Origin of the sequence: Plantactinospora sp. BC1 (assembly GCF_003030345.1) — a bacterium.
In the GTDB taxonomy this organism is placed as follows: domain Bacteria; phylum Actinomycetota; class Actinomycetes; order Mycobacteriales; family Micromonosporaceae; genus Plantactinospora.
The window spans coordinates 2,031,129-2,056,853 of record NZ_CP028158.1 but is presented as its reverse complement, the minus strand read 5'-3'; the positions used below and the strand labels follow the sequence as shown (position 1 = coordinate 2,056,853).

General features: G+C 73.1%; 21 protein-coding genes. 19 read left to right on the top strand and 2 right to left on the bottom strand.

The genetic code is table 11. The annotated features are described in order from the left end of the window. The first annotated feature begins 145 nt into the window (after window positions 1–145). The 12 genes from C6361_RS08720 (at window position 146) to C6361_RS08665 (ending at window position 11,883) form a co-directional block, all read left to right on the top strand. Window positions 146–1,192, top strand: coding sequence for an iron ABC transporter permease (locus C6361_RS08720; protein WP_107267412.1), 1,047 nt, complete (start codon window positions 146–148; stop codon window positions 1,190–1,192). After that, window positions 1,189–2,247, top strand: coding sequence for an iron chelate uptake ABC transporter family permease subunit (locus tag C6361_RS08715; RefSeq protein WP_234359414.1), 1,059 nt, complete (start codon window positions 1,189–1,191; stop codon window positions 2,245–2,247). Before C6361_RS08720 ends, C6361_RS08715 begins: the two co-directional genes overlap by 4 nt. Further along, window positions 2,248–3,063: an ABC transporter ATP-binding protein gene (locus C6361_RS08710; protein WP_107267411.1), complete on the top strand. Its 816-nt coding sequence runs from the start codon at window positions 2,248–2,250 to the stop codon at window positions 3,061–3,063. Continuing rightward, window positions 3,045–3,995, top strand: coding sequence for an ABC transporter substrate-binding protein (locus C6361_RS08705; protein ID WP_107267410.1), 951 nt, complete (start codon window positions 3,045–3,047; stop codon window positions 3,993–3,995). The genes C6361_RS08710 and C6361_RS08705 overlap by 19 nt, the downstream gene beginning before the upstream one ends. A 239-nt stretch (window positions 3,996–4,234) precedes the next feature. Continuing rightward, window positions 4,235–5,050, top strand: a complete 816-nt coding sequence (locus C6361_RS08700) for a sensor histidine kinase KdpD (protein ID WP_107267409.1) — start codon at window positions 4,235–4,237, stop codon at window positions 5,048–5,050. Then, on the top strand, window positions 5,047–5,787 hold the full coding sequence (locus tag C6361_RS08695; RefSeq protein ID WP_199853300.1) for a response regulator transcription factor: 741 nt from the start codon (window positions 5,047–5,049) through the stop codon (window positions 5,785–5,787). The genes C6361_RS08700 and C6361_RS08695 overlap by 4 nt, the downstream gene beginning before the upstream one ends. A 99-nt stretch (window positions 5,788–5,886) precedes the next feature. Beyond that, a complete protein-coding gene (locus C6361_RS08690) occupies window positions 5,887–6,948 on the top strand; it encodes an ABC transporter substrate-binding protein (RefSeq protein ID WP_107267408.1) in 1,062 nt (353 codons plus the stop codon). After that, window positions 6,945–8,699 (top strand): iron ABC transporter permease, encoded by a 1,755-nt coding sequence (locus C6361_RS08685; RefSeq protein WP_107267407.1) that lies wholly within the window; start codon window positions 6,945–6,947, stop codon window positions 8,697–8,699. Before C6361_RS08690 ends, C6361_RS08685 begins: the two co-directional genes overlap by 4 nt. Further along, window positions 8,696–9,826, top strand: coding sequence for an ABC transporter ATP-binding protein (locus tag C6361_RS08680; RefSeq protein WP_107267406.1), 1,131 nt, complete (start codon window positions 8,696–8,698; stop codon window positions 9,824–9,826). Before C6361_RS08685 ends, C6361_RS08680 begins: the two co-directional genes overlap by 4 nt. A gap of 7 nt (window positions 9,827–9,833) precedes the next feature. Further along, window positions 9,834–10,523, top strand: a complete 690-nt coding sequence (locus C6361_RS08675) for a histone deacetylase (RefSeq protein ID WP_107270831.1) — start codon at window positions 9,834–9,836, stop codon at window positions 10,521–10,523. A gap of 7 nt (window positions 10,524–10,530) precedes the next feature. Beyond that, window positions 10,531–11,364, top strand: coding sequence for a hypothetical protein (locus C6361_RS08670; protein WP_107267405.1), 834 nt, complete (start codon window positions 10,531–10,533; stop codon window positions 11,362–11,364). 189 nt (window positions 11,365–11,553) lie between these two features. After that, a complete protein-coding gene (locus C6361_RS08665) occupies window positions 11,554–11,883 on the top strand; it encodes a YbaB/EbfC family nucleoid-associated protein (protein ID WP_107257011.1) in 330 nt (109 codons plus the stop codon). Between the two features lie 9 nt (window positions 11,884–11,892). On the opposite strand, the gene C6361_RS08660 is transcribed toward C6361_RS08665, so the two are convergent. Further along, the gene (locus C6361_RS08660; protein ID WP_107267404.1) at window positions 11,893–14,829 is read right to left on the bottom strand and encodes a beta-L-arabinofuranosidase domain-containing protein; all 2,937 of its coding nucleotides are present in this window, start codon (window positions 14,827–14,829) and stop codon (window positions 11,893–11,895) included. A 57-nt stretch (window positions 14,830–14,886) separates the two neighbouring features. After that, window positions 14,887–16,119, bottom strand: coding sequence for a CdaR family transcriptional regulator (locus C6361_RS38980; protein ID WP_107257007.1), 1,233 nt, complete (start codon window positions 16,117–16,119; stop codon window positions 14,887–14,889). Between the two features lie 318 nt (window positions 16,120–16,437). Between C6361_RS38980 and C6361_RS08650 the strand changes: the two genes are divergently transcribed. The 7 genes from C6361_RS08650 to C6361_RS08620 all read left to right on the top strand — a co-directional run bounded on the left by C6361_RS08650 (window position 16,438) and on the right by C6361_RS08620 (window position 25,671). Next, window positions 16,438–18,474, top strand: coding sequence for a peptidase M6 (locus C6361_RS08650; RefSeq protein ID WP_199853299.1), 2,037 nt, complete (start codon window positions 16,438–16,440; stop codon window positions 18,472–18,474). Window positions 18,475–18,551: 77 nt separating this feature from the next. After that, complete coding sequence (locus C6361_RS08645) at window positions 18,552–19,751, top strand: FAD-binding oxidoreductase (RefSeq protein ID WP_107267403.1); 1,200 nt, start codon at window positions 18,552–18,554, stop codon at window positions 19,749–19,751. Continuing rightward, a complete protein-coding gene (locus C6361_RS08640) occupies window positions 19,738–20,070 on the top strand; it encodes a (2Fe-2S)-binding protein (protein WP_234359413.1) in 333 nt (110 codons plus the stop codon). The genes C6361_RS08645 and C6361_RS08640 overlap by 14 nt, the downstream gene beginning before the upstream one ends. Continuing rightward, window positions 20,067–21,479, top strand: a complete 1,413-nt coding sequence (locus tag C6361_RS08635; protein ID WP_107267402.1) for an NAD(P)/FAD-dependent oxidoreductase — start codon at window positions 20,067–20,069, stop codon at window positions 21,477–21,479. The genes C6361_RS08640 and C6361_RS08635 overlap by 4 nt, the downstream gene beginning before the upstream one ends. Continuing rightward, window positions 21,476–22,372, top strand: a complete 897-nt coding sequence (locus tag C6361_RS08630; protein WP_107267401.1) for a dihydrodipicolinate synthase family protein — start codon at window positions 21,476–21,478, stop codon at window positions 22,370–22,372. The genes C6361_RS08635 and C6361_RS08630 overlap by 4 nt, the downstream gene beginning before the upstream one ends. Beyond that, window positions 22,365–23,369 (top strand): proline racemase family protein, encoded by a 1,005-nt coding sequence (locus C6361_RS08625; RefSeq protein ID WP_107267400.1) that lies wholly within the window; start codon window positions 22,365–22,367, stop codon window positions 23,367–23,369. The genes C6361_RS08630 and C6361_RS08625 overlap by 8 nt, the downstream gene beginning before the upstream one ends. Before the next feature lie 259 nt (window positions 23,370–23,628). Next, the gene (locus tag C6361_RS08620; RefSeq protein ID WP_107256997.1) at window positions 23,629–25,671 is read left to right on the top strand and encodes a M6 family metalloprotease domain-containing protein; all 2,043 of its coding nucleotides are present in this window, start codon (window positions 23,629–23,631) and stop codon (window positions 25,669–25,671) included. The last annotated feature ends 54 nt before the right edge of the window (window positions 25,672–25,725 follow it).

The window sequence follows — 25,725 nt, the reverse complement described above, 5'->3', positions numbered from 1 at the left end:
GCGACCCTCCGGAGCCGGTGCCGGGTGGCTTCGCCTCGCGCTCCGGTGCAGGTCGCGGCGGTGAGATCCGTCATCCCGGTTAGGCGCGGCAGGTCGGGAATCGTAAGGTTAGCCGAACCTAATCCGAGGGGTGCGGAGAAACATCGTGACGACGGTAGCGGCCGAGGTCACCAGGACCGGAACCCGGCCGAGCCGCCGGGTCGGCCGGCGCGTCGCCGTCACCGGCGCGGTGGCCGTACTGCTGGTCCTGACGGTGCTGGCCAGTCTCGCACTCGGCAGCAAGCCGCTGGCACCCGCCGAGGTGTGGCACGCGCTGGTCGCACCGGACGGCGGCGAGGCGAGCACCATCGTCCGGGAACTGCGCGTCCCGCGTACCCTGCTCGGCCTCGTGGTGGGTCCCGCGCTCGCGCTGGCCGGGGTACTGCTCCAGGCACTCACCCGCAACCCGTTGGCCGAGCCCCGGATCCTCGGGGTCAGCGCCGGCGCCTCCCTCGGCGTGGTGCTCGCGATCGCGGTGTTCGGGGTCGGCACCCTGGCCGGGTACGTCTGGTTCGGTGTCGTCGGCGCCCTCCTCGCCGGCCTGCTCGTCTTCGGTATCGCGAACCGGGCCCGCGAGGGCGCCAGCCCGGTGACCCTGGCCCTGGTCGGCGTCGCCCTGGACGCCAGCCTCGGCGCGACGGTGATCGCCCTGCTCACCGTCGACGCCCGCACCTTCGAGGAGTACCGCTTCTGGGTCGTCGGGGGGCTGACCGGCCGGGACGCGGCCGTCGCCGGCCAGGTCGCCCCGTTCGTGGTCGCCGGTGTCCTGCTGGCCCTCTTCGCCGCCCGTGGCCTCGACGCGCTGGCGCTCGGCGACGACGTCGCCCGCGGGCTCGGCCACCGGATCGGGCTGGTCCGGCTCGCCGGGGGAGCGGGCGCGGTACTCCTGATCGGGGCGGCGGTCGCCGCGGCCGGGCCGATCGCGTTCGTCGGACTCGCCGTGCCGCACCTGGCCCGCGCCCTGGTCGGCGTCGACCATCGCTGGACCCTCGCGGTGGCGGCGCTGCTCGGGCCGGCGCTGCTGCTCGCCGCCGACGTCATCGGCCGGCTCGTCGCGCCGCCCGGCGAGGTGCCGGCCGGCATCGTCACCGCGCTGCTCGGCGCGCCGCTGCTGGTCGTGCTGATCCGCCGGGCCCGGACGGTGACCGCGTGACCGGCCGGAGCGGGACGATCCCGGCGGTACCGCTGGGCCGGACCATGCTCCGGCTCGGCCCCACCCGGCTGGTCGTACGGCACCGGCCGCTGCTGGTCGGCGGGGTACTGGTCGTGCTGCTCGCCGCCGCCGTGGTGCTGGCGCTGTCGCTCGGCACCCCGTACGTCGCCCCGCAGGACGTGCTCGCGTCGCTGCTCGGCACCGGCACCCGCTACGACCTCGTCGTCCTCGAACTGCGGCTGCCCCGGGTGGTCCTGGCGGTGGCGGTCGGGGCGGTCTTCGGCATCGCCGGCACGCTGATCCAGACCGTCGCCCGCAACCCGCTGGCCAGTCCCGACGTCATCGGCGTCAGCCAGGGGGCCGGACTCGCCGCCACCGTGGCGCTGACCACCGGGGCGAGCGCCGCGCTGATCGCCCCCGCCGCGCTCGCCGGTGGACTCCTCGCGGCGGTCGCGGTGCTGCTGCTCGGCCTGCGGCACGGCCTCGCCGCGCAGCGGTTCGTGCTGGCCGGGGTCGCCGTCGCGGTGGCGCTGCGGGCGCTGACCGAGGTGGTGATGCTCTCGGCGGACCCGATCGACGGGATCCGGGCGCAGATCTGGCTGGTCGGCACGCTGGCCGGCAAGGGCTGGACGGAGGCGGCGTACCTCGGGGTGACCCTGCTGGTGCTGCTGCCGGTGCTCGCCTGGGCCGGCTGGGCGCTGAACGGCAGCGCGCTCGACGACGACACCGCCCGGGGGATCGGGCTGCGTCCGGTCGCCCGCCGCGTCGGCCTGGCCACCACCGGGGTACTGGCCGCCGCGATGGTCACCGCGCAGGTCGGCGCGGTGGACTTCGTGGCCCTGGCCGCCCCGCAGATGGCCCGGCGGCTGGTCCGGGCCGAACGGCCGCCGCTGTTCTGCGCCGCCCTGGTCGGGGCGCTGCTGGTGGTCCTCGCCGATCTCGCCGGCCGCCGGCTCTTCGCCCCCACCCAGCTTCCGGCCGGGGTACTCACCGCCGCCCTCGGCGGGCCGTACCTGATCTACCTGCTGCTCCGTGGCCGACGGAAGGTCTCCTAGATGCTCTCCACGCGCGATCTCACGGTCGGGTACGAGGACCGGACCGTCATCGACGGCCTCGACCTGGAACTGCCCTCCGACGCGTTCACCGTCATCGTCGGACCGAACGCCTGCGGCAAGTCGACCCTGTTGCGGACCATGGCCCGGCTGCTCACCCCGCGCCGGGGCGCCGTACTGCTCGACGGGGAGGCGATCCGGGACCTGCCGACCCGGGCGGTCGCCCGCCGGCTGGGCGTACTGCCGCAGAGCCCGCTGGTGCCGGAGGGGGTGACCGTGGCCGACCTGGTCGGCCGGGGGCGGCAGCCGTACCAGCGGTGGTGGCGGCAGTGGTCCCCGGAGGACGAGGTGGCGGTCCGCGAGGCGATGGTGCTGGCCGACGTCGCCGCGCTGGCCGAGCGCCCCGTCGACACCCTCTCCGGCGGGCAACGGCAGCGGGTCTGGATCGCCATGACGCTGGCCCAGGACACCGAGGCGCTGCTGCTCGACGAGCCGACCACCTTCCTCGACCTGGCCCACCAGGTGGAGGTGCTGGACCTGCTGCACCGGCTGCGTACCGAGCGCGGCCGTACCGTCGTCGCCGTCCTGCACGACCTCAACCAGGCCGCCCGGTACGCCGACCACCTGGTCGCGATGCGGGACGGCGCGGTGGTCGCCGCCGGGCCGCCCCGGCAGATTCTCACCGCGGAGCTGGTCCGCGACGTCTTCGGGCTCGACTGTGTCGTCGTGCCCTGCCCGGTGACCGGGGCGCCACTGGTCGTCCCGGCCCTGGGCACGCTGTCCCTGGAGAAAGGTTCCTCATGCGCCGCACAGTCATGACCCTGCTCACCGTCGCCGCTCTCGGCGCCGGTCTGGCCGGCTGCACCAGCAGCGATCCGGTGGTCGGTGCGGAGGCCGGGGCGCAGACCCGGACCGTCACCCACGCGATGGGCAGTACGGAGGTGCCGGCGCAGCCGAAGCGGGTCGTCGTACTCGACTCCGACAAGATCGACACCGCCCTCTCCCTCGGGGTGGTGCCCGTCGGCGCCGCCCAGGCCGGCGAGGTGGCCGGCTGGCCGTCGTACTTCGGTGCGGAGAAGGTCGCCGGGATCAAGCAGGTCGGCCTGCTCACCGAGCCGGACCTGGAGGCGATCACCGCGCTCCAGCCGGACCTGATCCTCGGCAGCAAGTTCCGGCAGGAGAAGTTCTACGACGAACTCACCGCGATCGCCCCGACCGTCTTCACCGAGCGGGTCGGCATCAGCTGGAAGGAGAACTTCCTCCTCGACGGGCAGGCGCTCGGCAAGGAGCAGGAGGCGAAGGACCTGCTGGCCGCGTACGAGAAGCGGGCCAAGGACCTCGGTGCCGAGCTCGGCGACGCCGCCGCCCGGAAGATCTCGATCGTCCGTTTCCGGCCCACCGAGATCCGGGTGTACGGCCCCGAGTCCTTCTCCGGCCTCGTCCTCGGTGACGTCGGGCTGGGCCGGCCGGAGCGGCAACTGCTGGCGAACAAGGAGGACAAGCGGTTCGACAAGGTGAGCCCGGAACGGATCTCCGAGGTCGACGGGGACATCATCTTCGTCACCGCGTTCGGCGAGAAGGCCGCCGCCGAGCAGGCGAGGGTGACCGGCGGCAGCCTCTGGAAGAACCTCCCGGCGGTCAGGGCCGGCAGGGCGTACGTGGTCGCCGACGAGACCTGGATGACCGGGATCGGTGTCACCGCAGCCGGAAAGATCCTCGACGACCTGGAGAAGTACATTCCGGCCGCCTGACCCGAAGCTGGCCGCCCGGCCGGTACCGGCGCTGCCCAGGCGCGCTCGCGGTTTGGCGGGTCGCCTGGGCAGCGCGCTCTCCGGAGGTCGCGGATCCCGCTGACCCGCGTACGATCGGCGACGTCGACAAGCTTCAGGACGTCCTCCGTCGCACGCCCCACCCGATGGCGGCGGCGAAGGGCAGGCGCCCCGGCGTGCATTCGCCGGAGTGACCCGGACCCGGCCGACGGGTGGGATCGATGTGGCTCGTGGCGCTCGCGCTGCTGGCCGGTGCGTTCACCGGCGCGATTCTGACGGCGCTGCGCGGCCGTCACATCCGGGCCAGGCTCCGGGCCGAACTCGTCGAGCTGGAGCATTCGGTGCAGCGGCGGGCCGACCAGGTGACCTCGCTCAGCCACGAACTGCGCACCCCGCTCAGCATGATCAAAGGGGCGGTGGACCTGCTCCGGGAGGGGATGCCGGGTCCGCTGACCCCGGCGCAGGGCCGGCTGCTCCAGGTGCTCGACCACCAGTCCACCCAGGTGATCGGGCTCTGTGAGAGCCTGCTGATCCAGGCGAAGATCGAGGCGGGGCTCTTCGTCCCGAAACTGGAACGGGTGGACCTTTCGGTGGTCGCCCGGGACGTCGTCACCGCGATGCGTCCACTCTGCGCGCAGCGGCAACAGCGGATCAGTCTGGACGCCCCGCAGGTGACGCCGAGGATCGAGGCCGATCCGATGCTGCTGGCCCAGGCCATCACCAATCTGCTCTCCAACGCCAGCCGGTTCACCACCACCGGTGGCAGCATCGACGTCAGGGTGACAGCGATCGACACCGGGCTCGCCGTCTACGTGACCGACGACGGGGCCGGGATGAGCCGGGAGGAGCGGCACCGGCTGTTCCACCGGTTCGCCACCGGGCGACCGCTGGCCGACGGGACCGGACTCGGCCTGGTCATCACCAAGACGATAGTGGAGCTACACGGAGGCGAGATCATGGTGCACACCGCGTCGCAGCGGGGAACCACGTTCCTCTTCACCCTGCCCCGCACCGCGCCGGCCGGTACCGGATCGTGACCGGTCCGGTCGAGGCCCGCTCCGATCGTTCCGGTCCGACGGCCCTGGTCGTCGACGACGAACCGCAGATGACGGTGATCGTCGAGTTCGCCCTGGAGACCCAGGGGTTCTCCGTGCTCGTCGCGCACGACGGCGCGACCGCGCTGCACCTGCTGCGGACCCGACCGATCGACCTGGTCGTCCTGGACGTGCTCATGCCGACCATGGACGGGTTGAGCCTCTGCCAGCGGATCCGCGCCCGCTCCGAGGTCCCGATCATGCTGCTCACCGCCCTGTCCCAACAGGACGATGTGATCGCCGGCCTGGAACACGGGGCCGACGACTACGTGACGAAGCCGTTCCACCCCCGCGAGGTGGCGCTGCGGGCCCAGGCGCTGGTGCGCCGGCGTCGCGACACCGGCTCCGCGATCCGGGTCGACAAGCTGGTGATCGACCTGACCAACCGGACCGTCGTGCTCGCCGGTCGTCAGCTCAACCTGCCGTACACCGAGTTCAAGCTGCTCGCCCACCTCGCGGCCCGCCGCGGCACCCCGCAGTCGTGGCAGGACCTGCTCCGCGAGGTGTGGGGGACGACCGACCTGATCGGCGGCCGGGACGTGGTCAAGTCCACCGTCTACCGGTTGCGCTCCCGGTTGGCGGCGACCCCGGACGGAGCGGGATACATCCGTACCCTGCGCGGTGTCGGCTATCTGATGCCGGACTCCCTCGGCGACGCCCCCGAGGGCGGAGCCGGGTGACAGCGGTGTCACCAGGGCTCACGAACGTGTTACCGGAGCCGTCGTCATCCGCACCTAACCTGGCCGCAACACTGCGACAACCTGGGAGGTCGGGCTTCGATGACGAGTCGATTTCGGCGCGGCGTGAGCTGGCTGGGGTGCGCGGCGGTCCTCGTACTGGCCGCCGGCTGCGCCCGGGAGCCGGGCAACGGCTCCGGTGGTACGACCGACGGTGGCGTCGTGCACGTCGTGTGCGGCGGGACGGAGGAGTGGTGCGCGGCGACCACGGCCCGGTTCAGCGCGACGACCGGGCTCCGGGCCGACTTCGTCCGACTCTCCAGCGGCGAGGCGCTGGCCCGGATCAAGGCCGGTAGGGGCAACGCGGAGTTCGACGTCTGGTACGGCGGCCCGGCCGACGGCTACGCGGCCGGCGCCGCCGAGGGGATGCTGGAGGCGTACGTCTCGCCGAACGCCGACGCGATCCCGGCCAGATACCGGGACACGTCCGGGCTCTGGACCGGTGTCTACGTCGGAGCGCTCGGGTTCTGCGGCAACCCGGAGCTGTTGGCGGAGGCCGGAGTCGAGGTGCCGGACTCCTGGGCCGACCTGCTCGACCCGAAACTCGCCCGGGACATCGGTATCGCCCATCCGTCCACCTCGGGCACCGCCTACACGGCGCTCTGGACCCAGGTGCTGCTCGCCGGCGGCGACCAGGGCAGGGCGCTGGAGTACATGCGCCGGCTGCACCCGAACGTGTTGCAGTACACCAAGTCCGGTGCGGCACCCGCCCAGATGACGGCCCGGGGCGAGGTGGCGGTCGGGGTCATCTTCTCCCACGACTGTGTGGCGGCCAGGGAGGCGGGCTTCCCCGACCTGGTGGTCTCCTTCCCGGAAGAGGGAACCGGCTACGAGACCGGCGGGGTGGCGCTGGTCAGCGGCGCCAGGAACCCTGACAGCGGCCGGAAGTTCATCGACTGGGCGCTGACCGTCGAGGCACAGGAGATCGGGCCGACGGTGCGGTCGTACCAGTTCCCGACCAACCCGGGCGCGAAGGTCTCGGACAAGGTCGTGGACCTGCGCACGATCAAGCTGGTCGACTACGACGCGGTCGCGGCGGGGGCGGCGAAGACCGCGCTGAACCGGCGCTTCGACGCCGAAGTGGCCCGGGCGCCGAAGTCATGACCACCATGATCCACGTTCCGGAGCTGGCCCCCGGCCCGGCGGCGCCACCGCGCCGTCGGCGCCGGCGGCGGCTCGACCTCGGCATCCGACTGCTCCTCGTCGCCTGCGTCGGGCTGGTGACGATCGGCAGCGTCGTCCCGCTCGTCGCCGTCCTCGCGGCGGCGTTCGGCCCGGAGGCGCTGCCGCGCTACGCACGCTTCCTCAGCTCCCCGGTCGACCTGGCGATCCTGCGCAACACGCTGGTGCTGGGCGTGCTGGTCGGGTTCTTCGGGACGGCGCTCGGCTTCCTCTTCGCCTTCGTCCAGACCCGCCTCGCCGTACCGGGCAAACGGATCCTGCACGTGGTGGCGCTGGTGCCGATCGTCAGCCCGCCGTTCGCGGTCGCCACCGCCACCGTCGTGCTCTACGGGCGGCGGGGCGTGATCAGCAACGGCCTCCTCGGCCTGGAGTACGACATCTACGGGCTCGACGGTCTGGTCTTCGTGCTCTCCCTGTCGCTCTTCCCGGTGGCGTACCTCGGCCTGCTCGGCATGCTCCGCGGGTTGGACCCGGCGCTGGAGGAGGCCGCGATGAACCTCGGGGCCAGCCGGTGGCGGACCCTGCGCACCGTCGTCCTGCCGCTGCTGGCGCCGGGGCTGGTGGCGCCGTTCCTGCTGCTCTTCGTGGAGGCGATCGCCGACCTGGCCAACCCGCTCGTACTCGGCGGCGACCACACGGTGCTGGCCAGCCGGGCCTACCTGGCGGTCACCGGCGAGTACGACACCACCAGCGCCGCCGTCTACTGCGTGATCCTGCTCGTGCCCGCGCTCGGGTTGTACGTCGCGCAGCGGTACTGGCTGAACCGCAAGGTCCGGACCACCATCACCGGGCGGCCCTCGGGCAGCGTGCACCTGATCGACAACTGGGTACGGTGGCCGATCTTCGGGCTCGCGCTGCTGGCCGCGGCGCTCGTCGTCAGCGTCTACGGCACGGTGCTGCTCGGTTCGGTGACCCGGGTGTTCGGGGTGGACAACACGGTGACCCTGGAATATCTGCGGGAGGTGGTCGCCGGGGTGGGGCAGGAAGCCGTGCGCGACACGGTCGTGTTCGCGGCTCTCGCCACCCCGGTCGCGGCGTTCTTCGGGCTGGTCATCTCCTGGCTCGTGGTCCGGCACCTGCACCGGGCCGCCGGGTTGCTGGACTTCGCCGGCACGCTCGGGGTCGCCGTGCCGGGGACGGTGTTGGGCATCGGTTTCGTGCTCGCGTACCGGCCGGAGCGGTGGCTCGGCCCGATCCAGGTCTTTCCCAGCCTGGTCGGCGGCAGCGCCATCGCCGGTGGGGCGGCGGCGATCGTCGTCGCGTACGTCATCCGGAGCCTCCCCGCCGGCCAACGCACCGCGGTCGCCGCCCTGACCCAGATCCACCCGCAGATCGAGCAGGCCTCGACGGACCTCGGAGCGGGCCCGCTGCACACCTTCCGACGGGTCACCCTGCCGCTGATCCGGCCGGCGCTGCTGACCGGCCTGAGCTACAGCTTCGCCCGCAGCATGACCTCGATCTCGACGATCGTCCTGCTGGTCACGCCGGAGACGAAGATCATCACCTCCCAGGTGCTGAGCGCCGCCAGCGCCGGCCGGTACGGGGTGGCCTTCGCCTACTGCACCGTGCTGACCGCCATCGTGCTGGCGGCCTTCGCGCTCATCCGTCTCGTCGTCGGCGCGGGGGCCAACCTGAACCGCGTCGCCACCGACACCGAAAGGCCGAAACGATGAGCACAGTGCTGCCCGACCTGGCCGTCGCCGCGTCCGCCGCTGCCGGCACCGGACGGCTGCGCCTGGAGGCGTTGACCAAGACGTTCGCCAGCCGTACCGGCCCGGTCACCGCCGTCGAGGCCGTCGACCTCGACGTCGCGCCGGGCGAGTTCATCACGCTGCTCGGGCCGTCCGGGTGCGGCAAGACCACCACGCTGCGGATGGTCGCCGGCTTCGAGGACGCCACCAGTGGACAGATCCGGCTCGACGACAGGGTGATCGACTCGATGCCACCCCAGCGGCGTCCGATGGCGATGGTCTTCCAGAGCTACGCCCTCTTTCCGCACCTCACGGTCGGCGAGAACATCGCGTACGGGCTCAGGCTGCGGCGACGTGGCCGCGAGGAGGTCGCCACCAGCATGCGGATGGCGCTGACCAGCATGAATCTGGTCGGTCTGGAGGACCGGAGCCCGCACGAACTCTCCGGCGGTCAACAGCAGCGGGTCGCCCTGGCCCGGGCCCTGGTCGTGCAGCCGAAGGTGCTGCTCTTCGACGAGCCGCTGTCCAATCTGGATGCCAAGCTGCGGGGTTCGATGCGCGCGGAGATCCGGCGCATCCAGCGGATGTTCGGGATCACCAGCATCTACGTCACGCACGACCAGGACGAGGCGATGAGCATGTCGGACCGGATCGTGGTGATGAACCGGGGACGGGTCGAGCAGGTGGCCGTGCCGGGAGAGATCTACCTGCGCCCGGCCAGCGTCTTCGTCGCGGACTTCATCGGGCGGGCCAACTTCGTCGAGGTGCTGCCGGAGCGGGTCGGCGACGGCCGGGCCGTGGTGCACGCCCTCGGGCAGCGGCTGACCGTGGCGGCCCACCCCCAGGTGTCGGCGAACGGCGACGACACCTATCTGATGGCCCGGCCGGAGACCATGACACTGGCGCCGGTCACCGACGGCGGGACCGGCATCGGCGCGGTGCTCCGTTCGACGTTCCACGGACCGGCCGTGGACTACGAGATCGAGACCACCAGCGGCACGCTGACCGTGACCGATCCCGGCGCCGATCCCCGGGAGGCTCTCGCCGAGGGCACCAGCGTCAACGTGCGGATCGACCCGGACCGGGCCTACCTGCTGACCCGGGACTGACGTGGCGATGACCGTACCCGAACCGATCCTGCTCAGTCGCCGCCCCGGCGCCCCGGTAACCGGCCTCGACCCGGTCTGGTACGCGGCGTACGGGTCGAACCTGGACGCCGACCGGTTCGGCTGCTATCTCGGTGGTGGCCGACCGGTGGGCGGTCAGCGTGACCATCCCGGGTGCCGGGACGGCAGCCCGCCCCGGGACGACCGCCCGGTGCTGCTTCCCGGCGGTCTCTACTTCGCCCTCGAATCGCGGACCTGGTCCGGTGGGATGGCCTTCTACGACCCGGGGCTGCCCGGTGTGGTCGCCGCTCGGGCGTACCTGCTCTCCGCCGACCAGTTCGCGGACGTCGCCGCGCAGGAGATGCACCGGCTGCCGAGCGGTCCGCTGGACCTGATCGCCGCCGCCGTCGCCGCCGGTCGGGCCAGTGCCGGCCCGGGCCGGTACGAGACGGTGGTCTGCGCCGGCATCCTCGACGGGCACCCGGTGCTCACCCTCACCGCGCCCTGGCGGGCCGGGGAGGTGCCGCCGAACCCGCCGGCCCCGGCGTACCTGGCCACCGTCGCCCGTGGCCTGCGGGCCAGCCACGGCTGGACCGACGAGCGGATCGTCGGCTACCTGAACGGCCGCCCCGGCGTCGACGGCCGGCTGACCTGCTGCCCCGGCGTCGACGGCCGGGCGGAGTACCGGCTGCGGGCATAATGCCCGGGTGTCGCATGCCGATCTCACCCTGTCCGCCTGGTCGGATCTCTCCGACGAGGCTGCCGACCGGACCGCCGCCGCCATCGCCCGGAGCCTCGACGCCCGGCTCGCCGGCACCGCCCCGCACGGGTACGCCGGCCGGACCGGCCGGGTCGCCTTCTTCGACCGCGACGGCATCCGCTACGCCCTGGTGCCGGGCGGTACGGTGCAACTCGGCCACGACGCGGCCCGGCTGCGTCCCAGCGCCCGGCAGCTCGCCGACTTCGCCGAGGCCGCCGACGAGTGGGGGCTGACCGGGCCGCTCGATCGTTTCGTCGCCGAGACCACCTCGCCGCCGCGCCGGGTCTCGGTGCCGGCTCGACTCGTCGCCGTGCGCTCGGTGGAGGCCGGGACGCTGCTGGCGGTCGACGACGAGGCCGATCTCGACGACGGCGAGGGGGAGCACGACCACGCCTGGCTGATGGCCGGGCTCGCCCGCCGGGGCCTTCGGCCACCGACCCCCGACGAGTGGGAGTACGCCTGCGGCGCCGGGGCCGCCACCCTGTTCCGCTGGGGCGACGACTATCCGGAGGGCGAACCGTACGGCAGGGTGCCGTTGATCCAGGAGCCGAACCTCTTCGGCCTGGTCATCGGCGACGACCCGTACCGCTCCGAGTTCACCACCGAGCCGGACGTGTTCTGCGGCGGCGACGGCGGCTCGGCGCTCTGCGGCGGGTACGGCAGCTTCCTGAGCTGGCTCACCCTCGCCACCGCCTACCGGGAGGCGGAGCTGGCCGAGGTCGTCTACGACGGCGGCCTCACCGACGAGACCCCGGTGCGCCCGGTCCTGCCGATCCCCTGACCACCCGCCGCCCCGACACTCGACAGTGCACGGTTCGACGCCGGGCCGCCCGGCGGATGACGCCCCGAGGCGCTCGCCCACTCGTCGACGCGCGCCCGGTCGAGGGTGTGCGGTCGGCGGCGGTGCACCGGGTGCCGGACAGCGGAAACCGGCAGACTTGTCGGTGGCGACCGCGGGGAGGATTCCGGGATGTGGAGCAACGAGGCGGAACTCGAAGCGGCCCGGCGCCGGGTGCAGGCGTGGCAGGCGTCCTCCGCCGACCGGGCGGAGCGGGCCGCCGAGCTGTCCCGTCGGCTGGCCGGGCTGCGGGTGACGACGCGCGGCGCCGACGGGCTGGTCGAGGTGACGCTCGACTCGTCCGGGGCGCTGGTCGACCTCCGGCTGGACGAGCGGACCCGGCAGCAGCCGGCGGCCCGGGTGGCCGAGGAGATCCTGGCCACCGTCCGGGCCGCCCGGGCGGAGCTGTCGCGCCGGGTGGCCGAGGCGACCGAGGAGTCGCTGCGGGCCGACGACCGGTGACGCCGACGGTCAGTGCGCCAGGTCCCGGCGGGCACGGACCGCCGCGACGAGGATGGCCCGGCGCTGCGCGGCGGTGTGCCGGCCGGCCGCCAGCCACTCGTCCGAGACGTCCCTGACGGTACGGAGAAAGTCGCCGTGCCGGCGGAACGGCGCCGCCGCCCAGACCCGGTCGAGGAAGGTCTCGCCGTCGGCGTCCCGCAGGCCGTCGTTGGGTACGCCGGTGCGGACCGACCCGAACACCACCTCCGGCTCGACCCGCCGGACGTACGGGTGGTAGGCGTTGAACTCTCCCGGCACCGGGTCGGAGACGTAGTACGGGGCCAGCAGGTAGCCGTGGGTGCTGAAGTGCATCGGCGTCCCGGTGGGTTGGATCGCCCTGCCGAGGTCGCCGTCCAGCCCGAGGGTGGGGAAGAACGTGAACTCGCGGTAGCTGGGGGTGGCGTCCCGGACGACCATCAGCGTCGGACCGTACATGATGGACTGTACCGACCTGTCGTCGAGAGCCTTCTCCACCCGGAAGCGCAGCGGCATCGAGATGTCGATCCGGTCGCCCTCCCGCCACCACCGGTCGAGGGTGAGATAGCTGCCCGGCACCGCCTTCACGTGCTGTTGGCGACCGTTGACCCGGACGGTGTAGTCGGCGCCGGCCCAGGACGGCACCCGGAGCTTCACCCGCAGCCGGCCGTGCCCCCGGTCGAACCGGAGCGTGCTGGCGCCCTCGGTCGGATAGGCCGTCTCCTGGCTGATCACGAAGCCCCGTTCCGGCCAGGTCAGCACGGAGGCGATGAAGAGGTTGACGTAGAGGGCGGAGTCGTCCGCCGAGCGGAAGTAGATCGTCTCCTGGTATTTGGTGTGGCTCTCCAGGCCGGTGCCGTTGCAGCAGCTTCCGTTGCCGCCGTACCGGCTGTATTCCACGACGTTGCCGATCCGCCGTGACCGGCCGGGCCACATGTTCTGGTGGTACGTCACCTCGGTGCTGGTGACGCTGTCGACGTCCCGGCGGGAGCTGAGGATCTGGTTGTGCAGCGCCTTCTCGTAGTAGTCCAGGTACGCCGGGTCCGGGTCGTGGAAGAAGAGGTTCCGGGTCAGCCGGAGCATGTTGTACGCGCAGCAGGTCTCGGCGTGCCGGGGATCGCTGCCGGAGGTGAACCCGGAGGTGATGATCCCGCGCGCCCGGAAGTGTTCGCTCTGCCCGGCACCGCCGTTGCTGAAAATCCGGTGCGGCACCACCATGGACCAGAAGTTCCGGGCCGCCCGGTGGTAGTCGCGCTCGCCGGTCCGCTCGAAGATCCGCAGGTAGCCGATGTTCGGCGCCATGTACTGGTTGGCGTGCCGGCCGGCGAGTTCGTCCCGCTGTGCCAGGGAGGCGGCGAAGAGGGTGCTGAAGGTGAACGCCTTCGCCGTGTCGAGGTACCGGGCGCGTCGCTCGCGGTCGGGGGCCAGGGCGGAGAGTTCGGCCATCACCTCGTTCATCGAGCCGGCCTCACCGGCGCTGTAGATGTCCCACATCCGGTCCAGGTCGGCCCGGCTGATCCGGCTGAGTCGACTGTGCGCCCAGTCGCCCATCCGGAAGACGATCGCCAGCGCCTCCTCGTTGCCGACCAACTGGTACGCGTTGAGCAGGCCGCGCATGATCTTGTGGCAGGTGTACCAGACCGCCCAGACGGCGTTCGGCCCGCTGTTCGGCTGGAACGTCGGCGGTTCGAGGCGACTGAACTGCCCCTCCGGGAACGCGGCCAGGAAACCGGGGTGGGCGGTGCCGACGATCGTGGCGGCGTGGCCGTTGCCCGAGTGGTCGGCGGCGGTCTCGCCCTCCTCCTCGAACCGGTACCAGGCCAGCGGGGTGGCCGCGGTCGACGTGCCGGCCGTCCCGTCCGGTGCGGCGAGCGCGCGGATCTCGTCCGGGCCGAGTGCCCGGTCGTAGATCCGCAGGTCGTCCACTGTCGCGGTGAGCAGCGGATCGTTGTTGGCGGGGGAGCGGCCGATCCAGTTGTCGGTGGTCCGGCCGAGGTTGGCCGGGCCGAGCGTCACGGCGCCGGCGCCGACCTCGGCACCGTCGAGGTAGATCCGGGCGGTGGCGTCGGCGGCGGAGAGGGTGACCGCCAGGTGCGCCCACTCGCCGACCGGGACGGGCACGGTGGCGTCGACCCGCTGCTCGCCGGCACTGCCGCCGGTGGTGATCGCGAACCTCGGGCCGGCACCGGCGGCGATCCGGGCGGTCAGCGACAGGTAGGACTGCGGCCCGGCGCCGAAGCTGAAGATCCGGGCGGCGGTCTGCGCGGCCGCCAGGTTCACCCAGGTGGCGACGGTGAGCTCGGTGACGCCGTCGAGGATTCCGGCCGGCATCAGGACGTACTGGTTGGGGTGCGGGTCGCCGAGCCGGACGGCCCGACCCGCGCGGCCGGCGACCCGGCCGAAGTTGCGCCGGTCGAGTTCCCGCTGGCACCTGCCCAGCTCGGTCACCAGGTAGTCGAGCTTCTCCCGGAAGATCTCCTCGCCGGTGTCGGCGTAGCACTGCGCCAGCATCGTCAGGTAGTGCCCGGTGAAGTGGCCCCGGAGCAGGTGGTTCGGGGTGTCCCAGCCGCCCGGCCAGGTGCCCGGGGCGGGCAGCCCGGCGTTGGCCCGGAACAGGTGCAGCATCCGGTCGGGGCCGTCGAGGACGCCCCCGGTGCCCGGATAGTTCCGCGCGTAGTTGAGCATCCGGTCCCGCTTCTGCTGGAAGATCCCGTCGCGCAGCGCCACCTGGTTGAGGGCGAACGGCTTGACCACCCAGTTGTCGGCGACCCAGCCGGGCCGGGGGAGCGGTCCGGGGTCCGCGCCGGTCCCGGCGTCGCCGGTCGGCGCCGCCGCGTCGGCCCGGGCCGGCCCGACCGAGGCGGCGGCGGGTACGGTGGCCGCCAGCGCGCCGAGGCGCAGGGCGTCCCGTCGGGACAGGTGCTCGCTCACGGTGGCCTCCTCGGTGTTGCCGACGCCGCGGGTCGCGGCCGGGACGGGGCCGGAGGGTCAGTTCGCCGGTCGGTAGTGACCGGTGAGCCGGCCGAGTTTCAGCGCCAGGTGCAGGCAGAGCCGCTCGTTGCCGTCCTTGAGGTCGGTCTCGGCGAGCTGCTCCACCCGGTGCAGCCGGTAGTAGAGCGTGGTGCGGTGCAGCCGCAGCTGCTCGGCCGTGGCATGCGCGTTCCCGGCCAGGTCGAGGTACGCCTCCAGCGTCTCCAGCAGCACCTGGTTGGAGTCGTCGCGCAGCAGCCGCTCCAGCCCCGGGTGCACGCCCGCGACGTCGAGGTGCTGGCCGTTCATCCGGGACAGCATCCGGTAGATGCCGAGGTTCGACCAGGCGATGATCGGGCCGAGCGCGGAGAGCTGCCCACCCACCCGGGCCGACTGGAGCGCCTCGTCGTAGGCGTGCACCACCTCGGCCAGCCGGGGCCGGGGCTCGCCGATCCCGACCACCACCCGGGCCACCGAGGGCAGGCTCCGGGTCGCCTTGTGCAGCGCCTCGCTCAGGTGCCTGGCGGTCGCCTCGGCGGAGGGCCGGCCGGCACCCTGAGCACCGCAGATCAGCAGTACTCCCTGGTCGTGCCGGACCAGGTGCAGCGCCTCGCGTACCCCGACCCAGCGGCGGGTGGCCACCAGCACCTGTTCCAGGGCGATCCGGGCCACCTCGTCGAGTACCTGCCCCCGGGCCGGCACCAGCTGCGCCACCACGGCGTTGGCCGGCCCGTCGGCGGCGACCACCCCCTCGGCGAGCAGCGAACGGACCGCCTCGGCCCGGATCTCCGGACTGTCCACCAGCAGCGTCCGGGCCGCCTCCGCCTCCCGCTGCGAGGCCAGCTCGCCGAGCAGGTTCTCCCGGTAGAGCGCGAGGGAGAGGTCGGACATCGCCCGGGTCACGGTCTCGATGTCGTCATCGGTCATCCCGCCGTCGGCGTCGATGAACCAGACGAAGCCGAGCAGCAGGTCGTGGTGGGTGATCGGCACGCAGAGCCGGGGCAGCAGGTCCAGCTCCGGGCAGGCCGGGGTGCGGACCGGGGTACGGGCCTTCATGATGCCGACGTCGTGGAACCAGGAGATGACCTCGGGCGTGGTGTGCCGGCGCAGGATGGAGGTCTTGCGTACGTCGTCCATCAGTCCGGTGTGCTCGCTGTACACGACCACCCGCTGCCGGCGGTCCTCGATCAGCGCCGGCCGGCCCACCCGGGCCGCCACCGCGTCGACGATCCGTTGCAGCTCCGTGTGCATGCCTTCCCCTGATCCTCCCCGTGGCCGGCCGCCGGCCCACCCCGTCGGGTGGCCCGACGTGGTGCACCGCCGGTCCTCACCCTCCGACGGCACCGGCCCGCGACGCAAGTGCTTCGGGGCGTACGGCACAAGTCCCGACAGAAGTCCTGATCCGCCCAGCGGGCTTCCTGCATCTGTCCGAAGACCCGGAAACGTCGCTGTCCTTACCGTGCTTGCGACATCCGCCGACCGGGGCCGCGACCTCCCGCGCCCCGGCCGGTCCGAGCACCCGGCACCCGAACACCCCGGCACCCGAGCCCCCGACCCGAAGGAGATGCGTTGCGTCGCGCCACCCGCACAGACCAGCTCCGCAGGGCGTTCGCCGCGGCCGTCGCGGTCGTCGCCGCCTCCGCCCTGCTCACCGGGCCCGCGAGCGGACCGGCCCAGGCCGGCCCGGGCACCGCGGCCGCGCCACTGGACCCGGTCGACCCGCAGACCTGGCAGGACCAGGAGACGATGACCTGGGACGACTACCGGCCGGTGCCCGGCGCGAACTGGGCCGACCCGAGCCGCCAGCCGAGCCAGCGCAAGCTGCGGATCGCCCTGGTCGCCGCCGACTATCCCGACCAGTCGTTCGTGATCACCCAGAACCGGGGCTCGGACCCGTTCCGCAACCCGCAGGTCAACCCGGTGGCCCGGGCCGACGTGGCCCGGTTCTACGCCGACTTCTGGGGTACGCCGAGCGCGCTCAACCACGGCCACACGGTGCACGAATACTGGATGGAGCAGACCAACGGGCGGGTCGGGGTCGAGTTCACCCCGTTCGGCCCGTACCGGCTGCCCCGCAAGCAGTTCGAGTACGGGCTCAACGACATCGGGCAGAACGGCACCGGCTGCCCGGCCGGCTCCACCTGCAACGGCAACCTCGACGCCGACGTGGACGCGCTGTGGCGGGCCGCCGAGGGCGCCGACGTGCGCAACCGGTTCGACCTGGTGCTGCGGGTCTACGCCGGCTACGACGAGACGTCGGTCTGGCAGGAGTTCGGCGAGATGATGTTCCAGACCCGCGAGGACGTGCCGGACGCCTGGGGCCCACCGGACCCGAACCTGCCGAACTGGGTGCGGTCCCGCTATGTCGACTGGACCTCCTGGAAGGCCGGCTCCCAGCTCTGGGGCTCGTCCAGCATGCGGCAGGGCGAGAGTTCCGGCACCATCACGCACGAGATCGCGCACACCTTCGGGATCGCCGACAACAACAACAATCCGTACGTGTCGCCGTACCGGCGGGTCGGGTCGGGGACCTGGGACGTGATGGACCGGGGCTCGTTCAACGGCCCGGGCGGTCCGCACAACCGCTGGGTGGTGCCGGCGGCCCAGGGCGCGGCGATGCCGGCCGGGCAGACCCTGCGCAGCAAGCTCAAGCTCGGGCACATCGACGAGGCGCAGGTGCTCCGGCTCTCCCGGGAGGCGCTGCGCACCACAGGTGTCGCGGTGGTGACCGTCAAGGCGCGTACGGCGGTGCCGGCGGCCCGGGACATCCAGGGCGTCCGGATCGGCATGGACCGGGACCTCACCCCGGCCTGTGACATCAACACCGACCCGCTCTGCCCGGGCACCCCGGTCTACAACTGGTACAGCCTGGAGACCGTGCAGCGGATCGGCGCGGACTCGTTCACCCCGGACAACGGGGTGCTGCTGGCCAGGAACAAGGACGCCGAGACGAACACCTGCGGCTACACCTGCTTCACCTGGGTCGTCGACGCCAACCCGCAGGACATCGACATGGTCGACTACTACCGGCCGGACGGTACCCCGGTGAAGCGGACGATCGCCGACTACCGGCAGCTCAACGACGCGCTGTTCCACGCCGGCACCCGCTCCGGCAGCGAGTACGAGTACGTCGACACCGCCAACCGGCTGCACTTCTACGTGCTCGACCGGCGGGTCGGCGCGGACGGTGTGCTGTCGTACACCCTGGGCGTGCGGCACCTCGACGGGGCCGGCAGTTCGGTGCGGGGCGTCGGGGCGGCCGCCTCGGGCAGCCCCACCGGCAGCCCGACCGGCGGGGGCGCGACCTGCACCTTCGCCGTCACCAACACCGGCCGGTACGTCGCCGGTGGCCAGGCGCACCCGGAGGACGCCTCGGCGTACCTGCGCGCGGACGTCTACCGGCTCTCCGCCACGGTCAACGGGGCGGGCTGGGCGGTCACCCTGCCCAACGCCTTGACCACGGCCGAGTTCGGCCGGACCGTGAACGTCAGGGCGGTGGCCACCGCCACCGCCGGGGCGACCCAGGTCGGCCGGGTCACCCTGACGGCCCGATCGGAGAGTGATCCGAGCCGGACGGCGACGGCCACCTGCCGGGTGAACCGGTAGCGGAACGGACCGCTGGACCACCTCTGCCCCGGCCGGCGTGCGGGAGGTGGTCCGGCCGGGGTGACGGAGGGAAGGGCATGGCGGGCAGCTTCGACGTGGTGGTGGTCGGCGCCGGTATCGTCGGCGCGGCCTGCGCGTACGCCTGCGCCCGGCGGGGGCTGACCGTCGTCGTACTGGAGCGGGCCGGTCTGGTCGCCGGTGCCACCGGTTCCGGCGAGGGCAACCTGCTGGTCTCGGACAAGCTGCCCGGCCCGGAACTGGAGTTGGCGCTGCTCAGCAACGGTCTCTGGCGGCGCTGGGCGGCCGACCTCGGCGACCGGTACGGCGACATCGAGCTGGAGCCCAAGGGCGGCCTGGTGGTCACCGGGGTGGGTCCGGGCGCCGACGGCGCGGCCGGGCTGGCCGGCCTGCGGGCGACCGCCCGGGCACAGGCGGCGGCGGGCGTACTCGTCGAGCCGCTCGATCCGGCCGGGGTGCGCGAGCGCGAGCCCGCGATCACCCCGGAGCTGGCCGGCGGCCTCTTCTATCCGCAGGACATGCAGCTCATGCCGGCGAAGGCGACGGTCGCGCTGCTGGCCGCCGCCCGGCAGCACGGCGCCGAGGTGCGGCTGCGCACCGAGGTCACCGCGATGCTCCGGGACGACGTCGGCCGGGTGGTCGGGGTGCGGACCGGTGCCGGTCCGGTGGCCGCCGGGCAGGTGGTGAACGCGGCCGGAGCCTGGGCCGGCCGGCTCGCCGGGCTGGCCGGCGCCGACACCCCGGTCGCGCCGCGCCGGGGCTTCATCCTGGTCACCGAGCCGGTGCCGCCGCTGGTCCGGCACAAGGTCTACTCGGCCGACTATCTCGACAACGTGGCCAGCGGCGACGCCGGGTTGCAGACCTCGACGGTCGTCGAGGGCACCCCGGCCGGCACCATCCTGATCGGCGCCAGCCGGGAACTCGTCGACTTCGACCGGCGCCACAACGCCGAGGCGGTCCGCCGGCTGGCCCAGGGCGCGGTACGGCTCTTCCCACCGCTGGCGGCGGTCCGGGCGATGCGGGTCTACCACGGTTTCCGGCCGTTCTCCCCGGACCACCTGCCGGTGATCGGCGCCGACCCGCGCGTCCCCGGGCTGGTGCACGCGCACGGGCACGAGGGCGCCGGGATCGGGCTGGCGCCGGCCACCGGGCACCTGGTCGCCCAGGTGGTGACCGGTGAGCCGACCGACCTGCCGCTGCACCCGTTCGCCCCGGCCCGCTTCTCGTCCGATGTGGAGACCGCCGGTGCCGCCGCCTGAGCCCGCCGACGGCCGGGCCGGCGGTCCGGACGGCTTCACGATCACCGTCGACGGCGGGGAGGTACCGGTGCGCGCCGGCCAGACGCTGGCGGCGGCGCTGCTGGCCGCCGGTCGCCGGAGCACCCGGCGGACCCGGTTCGCCGGCCGGCCGCGCGGCGTCTTCTGCGGCATCGGGATCTGCTTCGACTGCCTGGTCGTCTGCAACGGCGAGCCGGGTGTGCGGGCCTGCCTGCGCCCGGCCGAGCCCGGCGACGTGGTGGAAACCGGCGCGGAGCCGGGGGACCCGTCCGGGTTGCGTGCCGGAGAGGGAGTCCGATGAGCGGCGGCGGAACCGGCCGGCTGGCCGTGGTCGGCGCCGGTCCGGCCGGACTCGCCGCCGCGTTCGCGGCGGCGGAGGCCGGTGCCGAGGTCACCGTGGTCGACCTGGGCCAGCGGCCCGGCGGGCAGTACCTGCGCCAGCCGACCGTGCGAGGCGTCCGGCCGGCCCGGCATCCGGCCCGCTTCGCCGACCTGCTGCGCCGGGCCGGCACCCATCCTCGGATCACCGTCCGCTCCGGAGACCAGGTCTGGTCCGCCGAACCGGGCGGTGCCGACGGTGGGGCGACGCTGCGGCTCTCCGGCCCGGCCGGGCCGACCACCCTGGCGGCGCCCGTCGTGGTGCTGGCCCCCGGCGGGTACGACCGGGTGCTGCCCTTCCCCGGCTGGGACCTGCCCGGCGTGGTCACCGCCGGGGCCGCCCAGGCGCTCGCCAAGGGGCAGGGCGTACTGGTCGGCCGGCGGGTACTCATCGCCGGTACCGGCCCGTTCCTGCTCGTCGTCGCCGCCGGGCTGGCCGCGGCCGGTGCCGAGGTCGCCGGGGTGGTCGAGGCGGCTCCGCTGCGCCGCTGGTACCGGCACCCGTTGGCGGTCGCCGGGGCGCCGGGCAAGCTCGCCGAGGCGGCCCGGTACCTCGGCGCGCTGCGCCGGCACCGGATACCGCTCTGGCGCGGCCAGGCGGTCACCGAGGTGGTGGAGGAGGGCACCGGGCTGCGCGCCACGGTGCGCCGGGTGGACGCCGACTGGCGGGCCGGCGAGGTGACCCGGAGCGTGCCGGTCGACGCGGTCTGCGTCGGACACGGCTTCACCCCGTCGGTCGACCTCGCCGTCGCGCTCGGCTGTGCCACCCGGACCGACCCGGCCGACGGCAGCCTGGTAGTCGTCGTGGACGAGTTCGGCCGCAGCGGGGTACCGGGGGTGCTGGTGGCCGGCGAGGCGACCGGGATCGGCGGTGCCGACCTCGCCGTCGACGAGGGGCGGCTGGCCGGACTCGCCGCCGCGCACCGGCTGGGGCTGCTCGACGACGCCGGGCTGGCCCGGGCCGCCGCGCCGGTCGTACGCCGCACCGCCCGGCAGCGCCGCTTCGCCGCCGCCATGCACCGGGTGCACCGGGTGCCGGACGGCTGGACCGGCTGGCTGCGCGACGAGACCGTGATCTGCCGCTGCGAGGAGGTCACCGCCGGCCGGCTCCGCGCCGACGTGGCCCGGTACGGCCTGGACGACGTCCGCGCGCTGAAGCTCGTCACCCGGGTCGGGATGGGGCTGTGCCAGGGCCGGGTCTGCGGCCGGGCCGCCGCCTGCCTGCTCGCCGCCGCCTCCGGCCGGGACCAGCCGCTCGAAGACTTCGCCAAGCGTCAGATCGTCATGCCGGTACCCCTGGGTGCCGTCGCCGAGGAAGGACCAGCCCAGTGACAGCTCGCAAACCATGGCAGGGTGTCGTCGTCGCCATCCCCACCCCGTTCCGCGACGACCTCTCCGTCGACTTCGACCGGTTGCAGGAGCACGTCCGGTGGCTGGCCGAGGAGGGCTGTCACGGCGTGACCCCGTGCGGTTCGCTGGGGGAGTACCAGAACCTCTCCGACGCGGAACGGGCCGACGTGGTCCGCGCCACCGTCGAGGCGGCCCCGGCCGGTTTCTCGGTGGTCCCCGGCGTCGGCGGGTACGGCAGCCGGCAGTCCCGGCACTGGGCCGAGCAGGCGCTCGCGGCCGGCGCGCACGCCGTACTGGCGCTGCCGCCGAACACCTACGCGGCCCGGGACGTGGACGTGCTCGCGCACTACCGGGAGGTGGCCGCGGTCGGGCTGCCGGTGGTGGCGTACAACAACCCGTTCGACACCAAGGTGGACCTCACCCCGGAACTGCTGGCGGCGGTCGCCGAGACCGACGGAGTGGTGGCGGTGAAGGAGTTCAGCGGGGACGTACGCCGGCTGCACCGCATCCGCGACCTCGTCCCGCACCTGGACGTACTGGCCGGCGCCGACGACGTACTGCTGGAGCTGGTGGTCTGTGGGGCCACCGGCTGGATCGCCGGCTTCCCGAACGCGCTGCCCCGGCTCTCCGTACGCCTCTACGAGCTGTGCCGGGCCGGCGACCTGGCGGCGGCGCTGCCGCTCTACACCGAGCTGCACCCGATCTTCGGCTGGGACTCGAAGCCGGAGTTCGTCCAGGCCATCAAGCTCGGCATGGAGCTGGCCGGCCGGTACGGCGGCCCGTGCCGGCCACCCCGGGGCGCCCTCGCCGAGCCGGCCCGGATCCAGGTGACCAAGGAAATGGAGCGGGCGTTGAAGGCCGACGCCGATGCGTAGCCGGCTGGTCCTGCATGCCGTCGACTCGCACACCGAGGGGATGCCGACCCGGGTGATCACCGGTGGTGTCGGGGTGCTGCCCGGCGACACCATGCTGGAGCGCAAGCGGCTCTTCGAGCGGGACCGGGACGGGCTGCGCCGGCTGCTGATGTGCGAGCCGCGCGGCCACTCGGCGATGTCCGGGGCGATCCTCCAGCCGCCGACCCGGCCGGACGCCGACGTCGGGGTGCTGTTCATCGAGGTCTCCGGCTGCCTGCCGATGTGCGGGCACGGCACCATCGGGGTGGCCACCGTGCTGGTGGAGACCGGGATGGTGCCGGTCGTCGAGCCGGTCACCACGATCCGGCTGGACACCCCGGCCGGGCTGGTCAGCGTGGACGTCGCGGTCCGGGACGGCCGGGCGACCGGGGTGACGCTGCGGAACGTGCCGTCGTTCCTGCTCGCCGCCGACCGGAAGGTCGAGGTGGGCGGGGAGATCGGCACCATCCGCTACGACATGGCCTTCGGTGGCAACTTCTACGCCATCGTGGACGCCGCCGACCTGGGGCTGCCGGTCGAGCCGGCGGCGGTGCCGGAGCTGATCGCGCGCGGGCTGCGGATCATGGACGCGATCAACGAGCAGGCGCCGCCCCGGCACCCCACGATCCCGGCGATCGACGACTGCCGGCACGTCCAGGTGGTGCAGGACGGCACCGACGGTGCGGATGCCCGCAACGCGGTGGTGATCCACCCCGGCTGGGTGGACCGGTCACCGTGCGGCACCGGCACCTCGGCCCGGATGGCCCAGCGGCACGCGCGTGGCCTGCTCGGGCTGGAGACGCCGTTCGTCAACGAGTCGGTGATCGGGACCCGCTTCACCGGCCGGCTGGTCGGCACCACCACGGTCGGCGAGCTGCCGGCGGTGGTACCGACGGTCACCGGCCGGGCCTGGATCACCGGTACCGCGCAGTACCTGCTCGACCCGGAGGATCCGTTCCCGGAGGGCTTCCGGATCTGACCCGCCGGTCCCGGACCGTCCGATTCGGCGGGTCCGGGCGGACGGCTTCGGCAGGTGTCGGAACCGGTCGGGGCACCCGACGACATCTGTAGGGTGACGTCGCGGATCGGGCCGCATAGATTCGCGTCGCGTGATCATGGATGATCGGGCCGGAGGTGTCGGGACAGGAGCCCAACCGGTGCCATCAGCACGGGGAGGGTGTCCCGCGCACCGCAGTGGAGCGCCGTCGGCGCACCCAGGGAGAACGAGAGGTGACTGGATGCACCTACTGTCCACCAGACGCACCGCGTGGCGGTCGGCGCTGGCGGCGACGCTCGCGGCGGCACTGGTCGCCGGTGTCGCCACGACGCCGGCCTCGGCCGCACCGGGCAACCCGGCCGGCGGCACCGGCCCGTTCGACGTGCTCGACCCGCAGTCCTGGGAGAACCCGGACGGCATGACCTGGGACGACTACGTCACGCCGCCGAACACGAACTGGGCCGACCCGACCGTGGCCGGCTCGGTCCGCAACTTCAAGATCGCTCTGGTCACCCTCGACTATCCGGACCAGCCGTTCGTGGTCACCCAGCGGCCCCGGTCGACGGTCTTCGGCAACCCCCAGTCGACGGCGGCGAACATCCCGCGCGACCAGGTCGCGGGCTTCTACACCGACTTCCTGAACAAGCCCAACGAGCTGAACAAGGGCCACACCCTGCACGAGTACTGGATGCAGGACTCCAACGGCCGGTACGGGGTGGACCTGACCGGCTTCGGCCCGTACGAGATGCCGGCGAAGTCCTACCAGTACGGCATCGACAACGGCTTCAACCCGGGCGCCTGCCCGAGCGGCGAGCAGTGTGCCAAGAACATCCGCACCGACGGGCTGGGCGCCTGGCGGGCGGCGGTCGGCGACGAGGTGGCCGACTCGTTCGAGCTGGTCTTCATCCTCTCCGCTGGGCAGGACGAGTCGTCCACCTGGCAGGAGTTCGGCCAGATGATGTTCCAGACCAAGGAGGACGTGCCGGACGCCTGGGGTCCGCCGGACCCGAACCTGCCGAACTACGCGCGTACCCGGTATGTCGAGTGGACCTCCTGGAAGGCGGCCTCGACCATCTGGCCGAACGCCGGTGGCGGCTCCTCGACCCAGGCCGAGAGCTCCGGCATGGGCGTGTACGCGCACGAGCTGAGCCACCTGCTCAGCATCGGCGACAACTACAACAACCCGTACGGCACACCGTTGCGGCGGGCGTACACCGGCATCTGGAGCATGATGTCGCGCGGCTCGTTCAACGGGCCCGGCGGTCCGCACACCCGGTGGCAGATCCCGCCGGTGAACGGCGGTTCGATGGGTTCGCTGCACACCGTCCGGGACAAGATGAAGATCGGCCTGCTCGGTGAGGAGCACCTGCTGCGGCTGAGCCGGGAGGCGCTGGCCACCTCCGGCATGGTGGTGGCGACGGTGACCGCCCGGGCGGTGGACGCCGGCCCGAAGGGGCTCACCGGGATCAACATCGCGATGAACCGGGACCGGTCGCCGGCCTGCGACACCAGCACCGACCCGCTCTGCGACGGCGGCAGCTTCAACAACTACACCGTCGAGGTCGTGGACCGGATGGGTGCGGACTCGTTCACCCCGGACAGCGGCGTGCTGCTCTCCAAGACGAAGAACGCCGACAGCGCTCCCTTCGTCTGGGTGGTCGACGCCAACCCGCAGGACATCGACATGATCGACTTCTACCAGCCGGACGGCACCCCGCAGAAGATCACCATGGGGGACTACCGGCAGCTCTCCGACGCGCTGTTCCACGCCGGCACCCGGTCGGGCAGCGAGTACGAGTACGTGGACGAGGCCAACCGGCTGCACTTCTACGTCCTCGACCTGAAGCGCAACGGCGACGGCGTGCTGTCGTACACGGTGGCGGTGCGCTCGCTCGACGGCGCCGGACCGAGCAGCCACGGCGTGGCGCTCTCGGCCGGCGAGGTGACCACCGCGACCCGGCCGACCAACCGGGGCGTCACCTGCTCGTTCACCCTGACCAACACCGGGGCGTACGCGGCCGGCGGCCAGGCGCACCCGGAGAACGCGACGGCCTACCTCAAGTCGGACGTCTACCGGCTCACCGCGGAGGTGAACGGCAAGGGCTGGCGGGTCGAGGTGCCGAACGCGCTGGCCACGGCCGGGTTCGGCAAGTCCACCCCGGTCCGGGTCTCGGTGGGGGCGACCCCGTCGGCCACCCAGACCGGCGTCGTCAAGCTCACCGCCACCTCGGAGAGCGACCCGACGAAGACCGTCACCAAGCAGTGCCGCGTCCAGAAGTCCTGACGCGCCCGGCGGGACGCCCGGGAGGTGGTGCACCCCGCACCGCCTCCCGGGCAC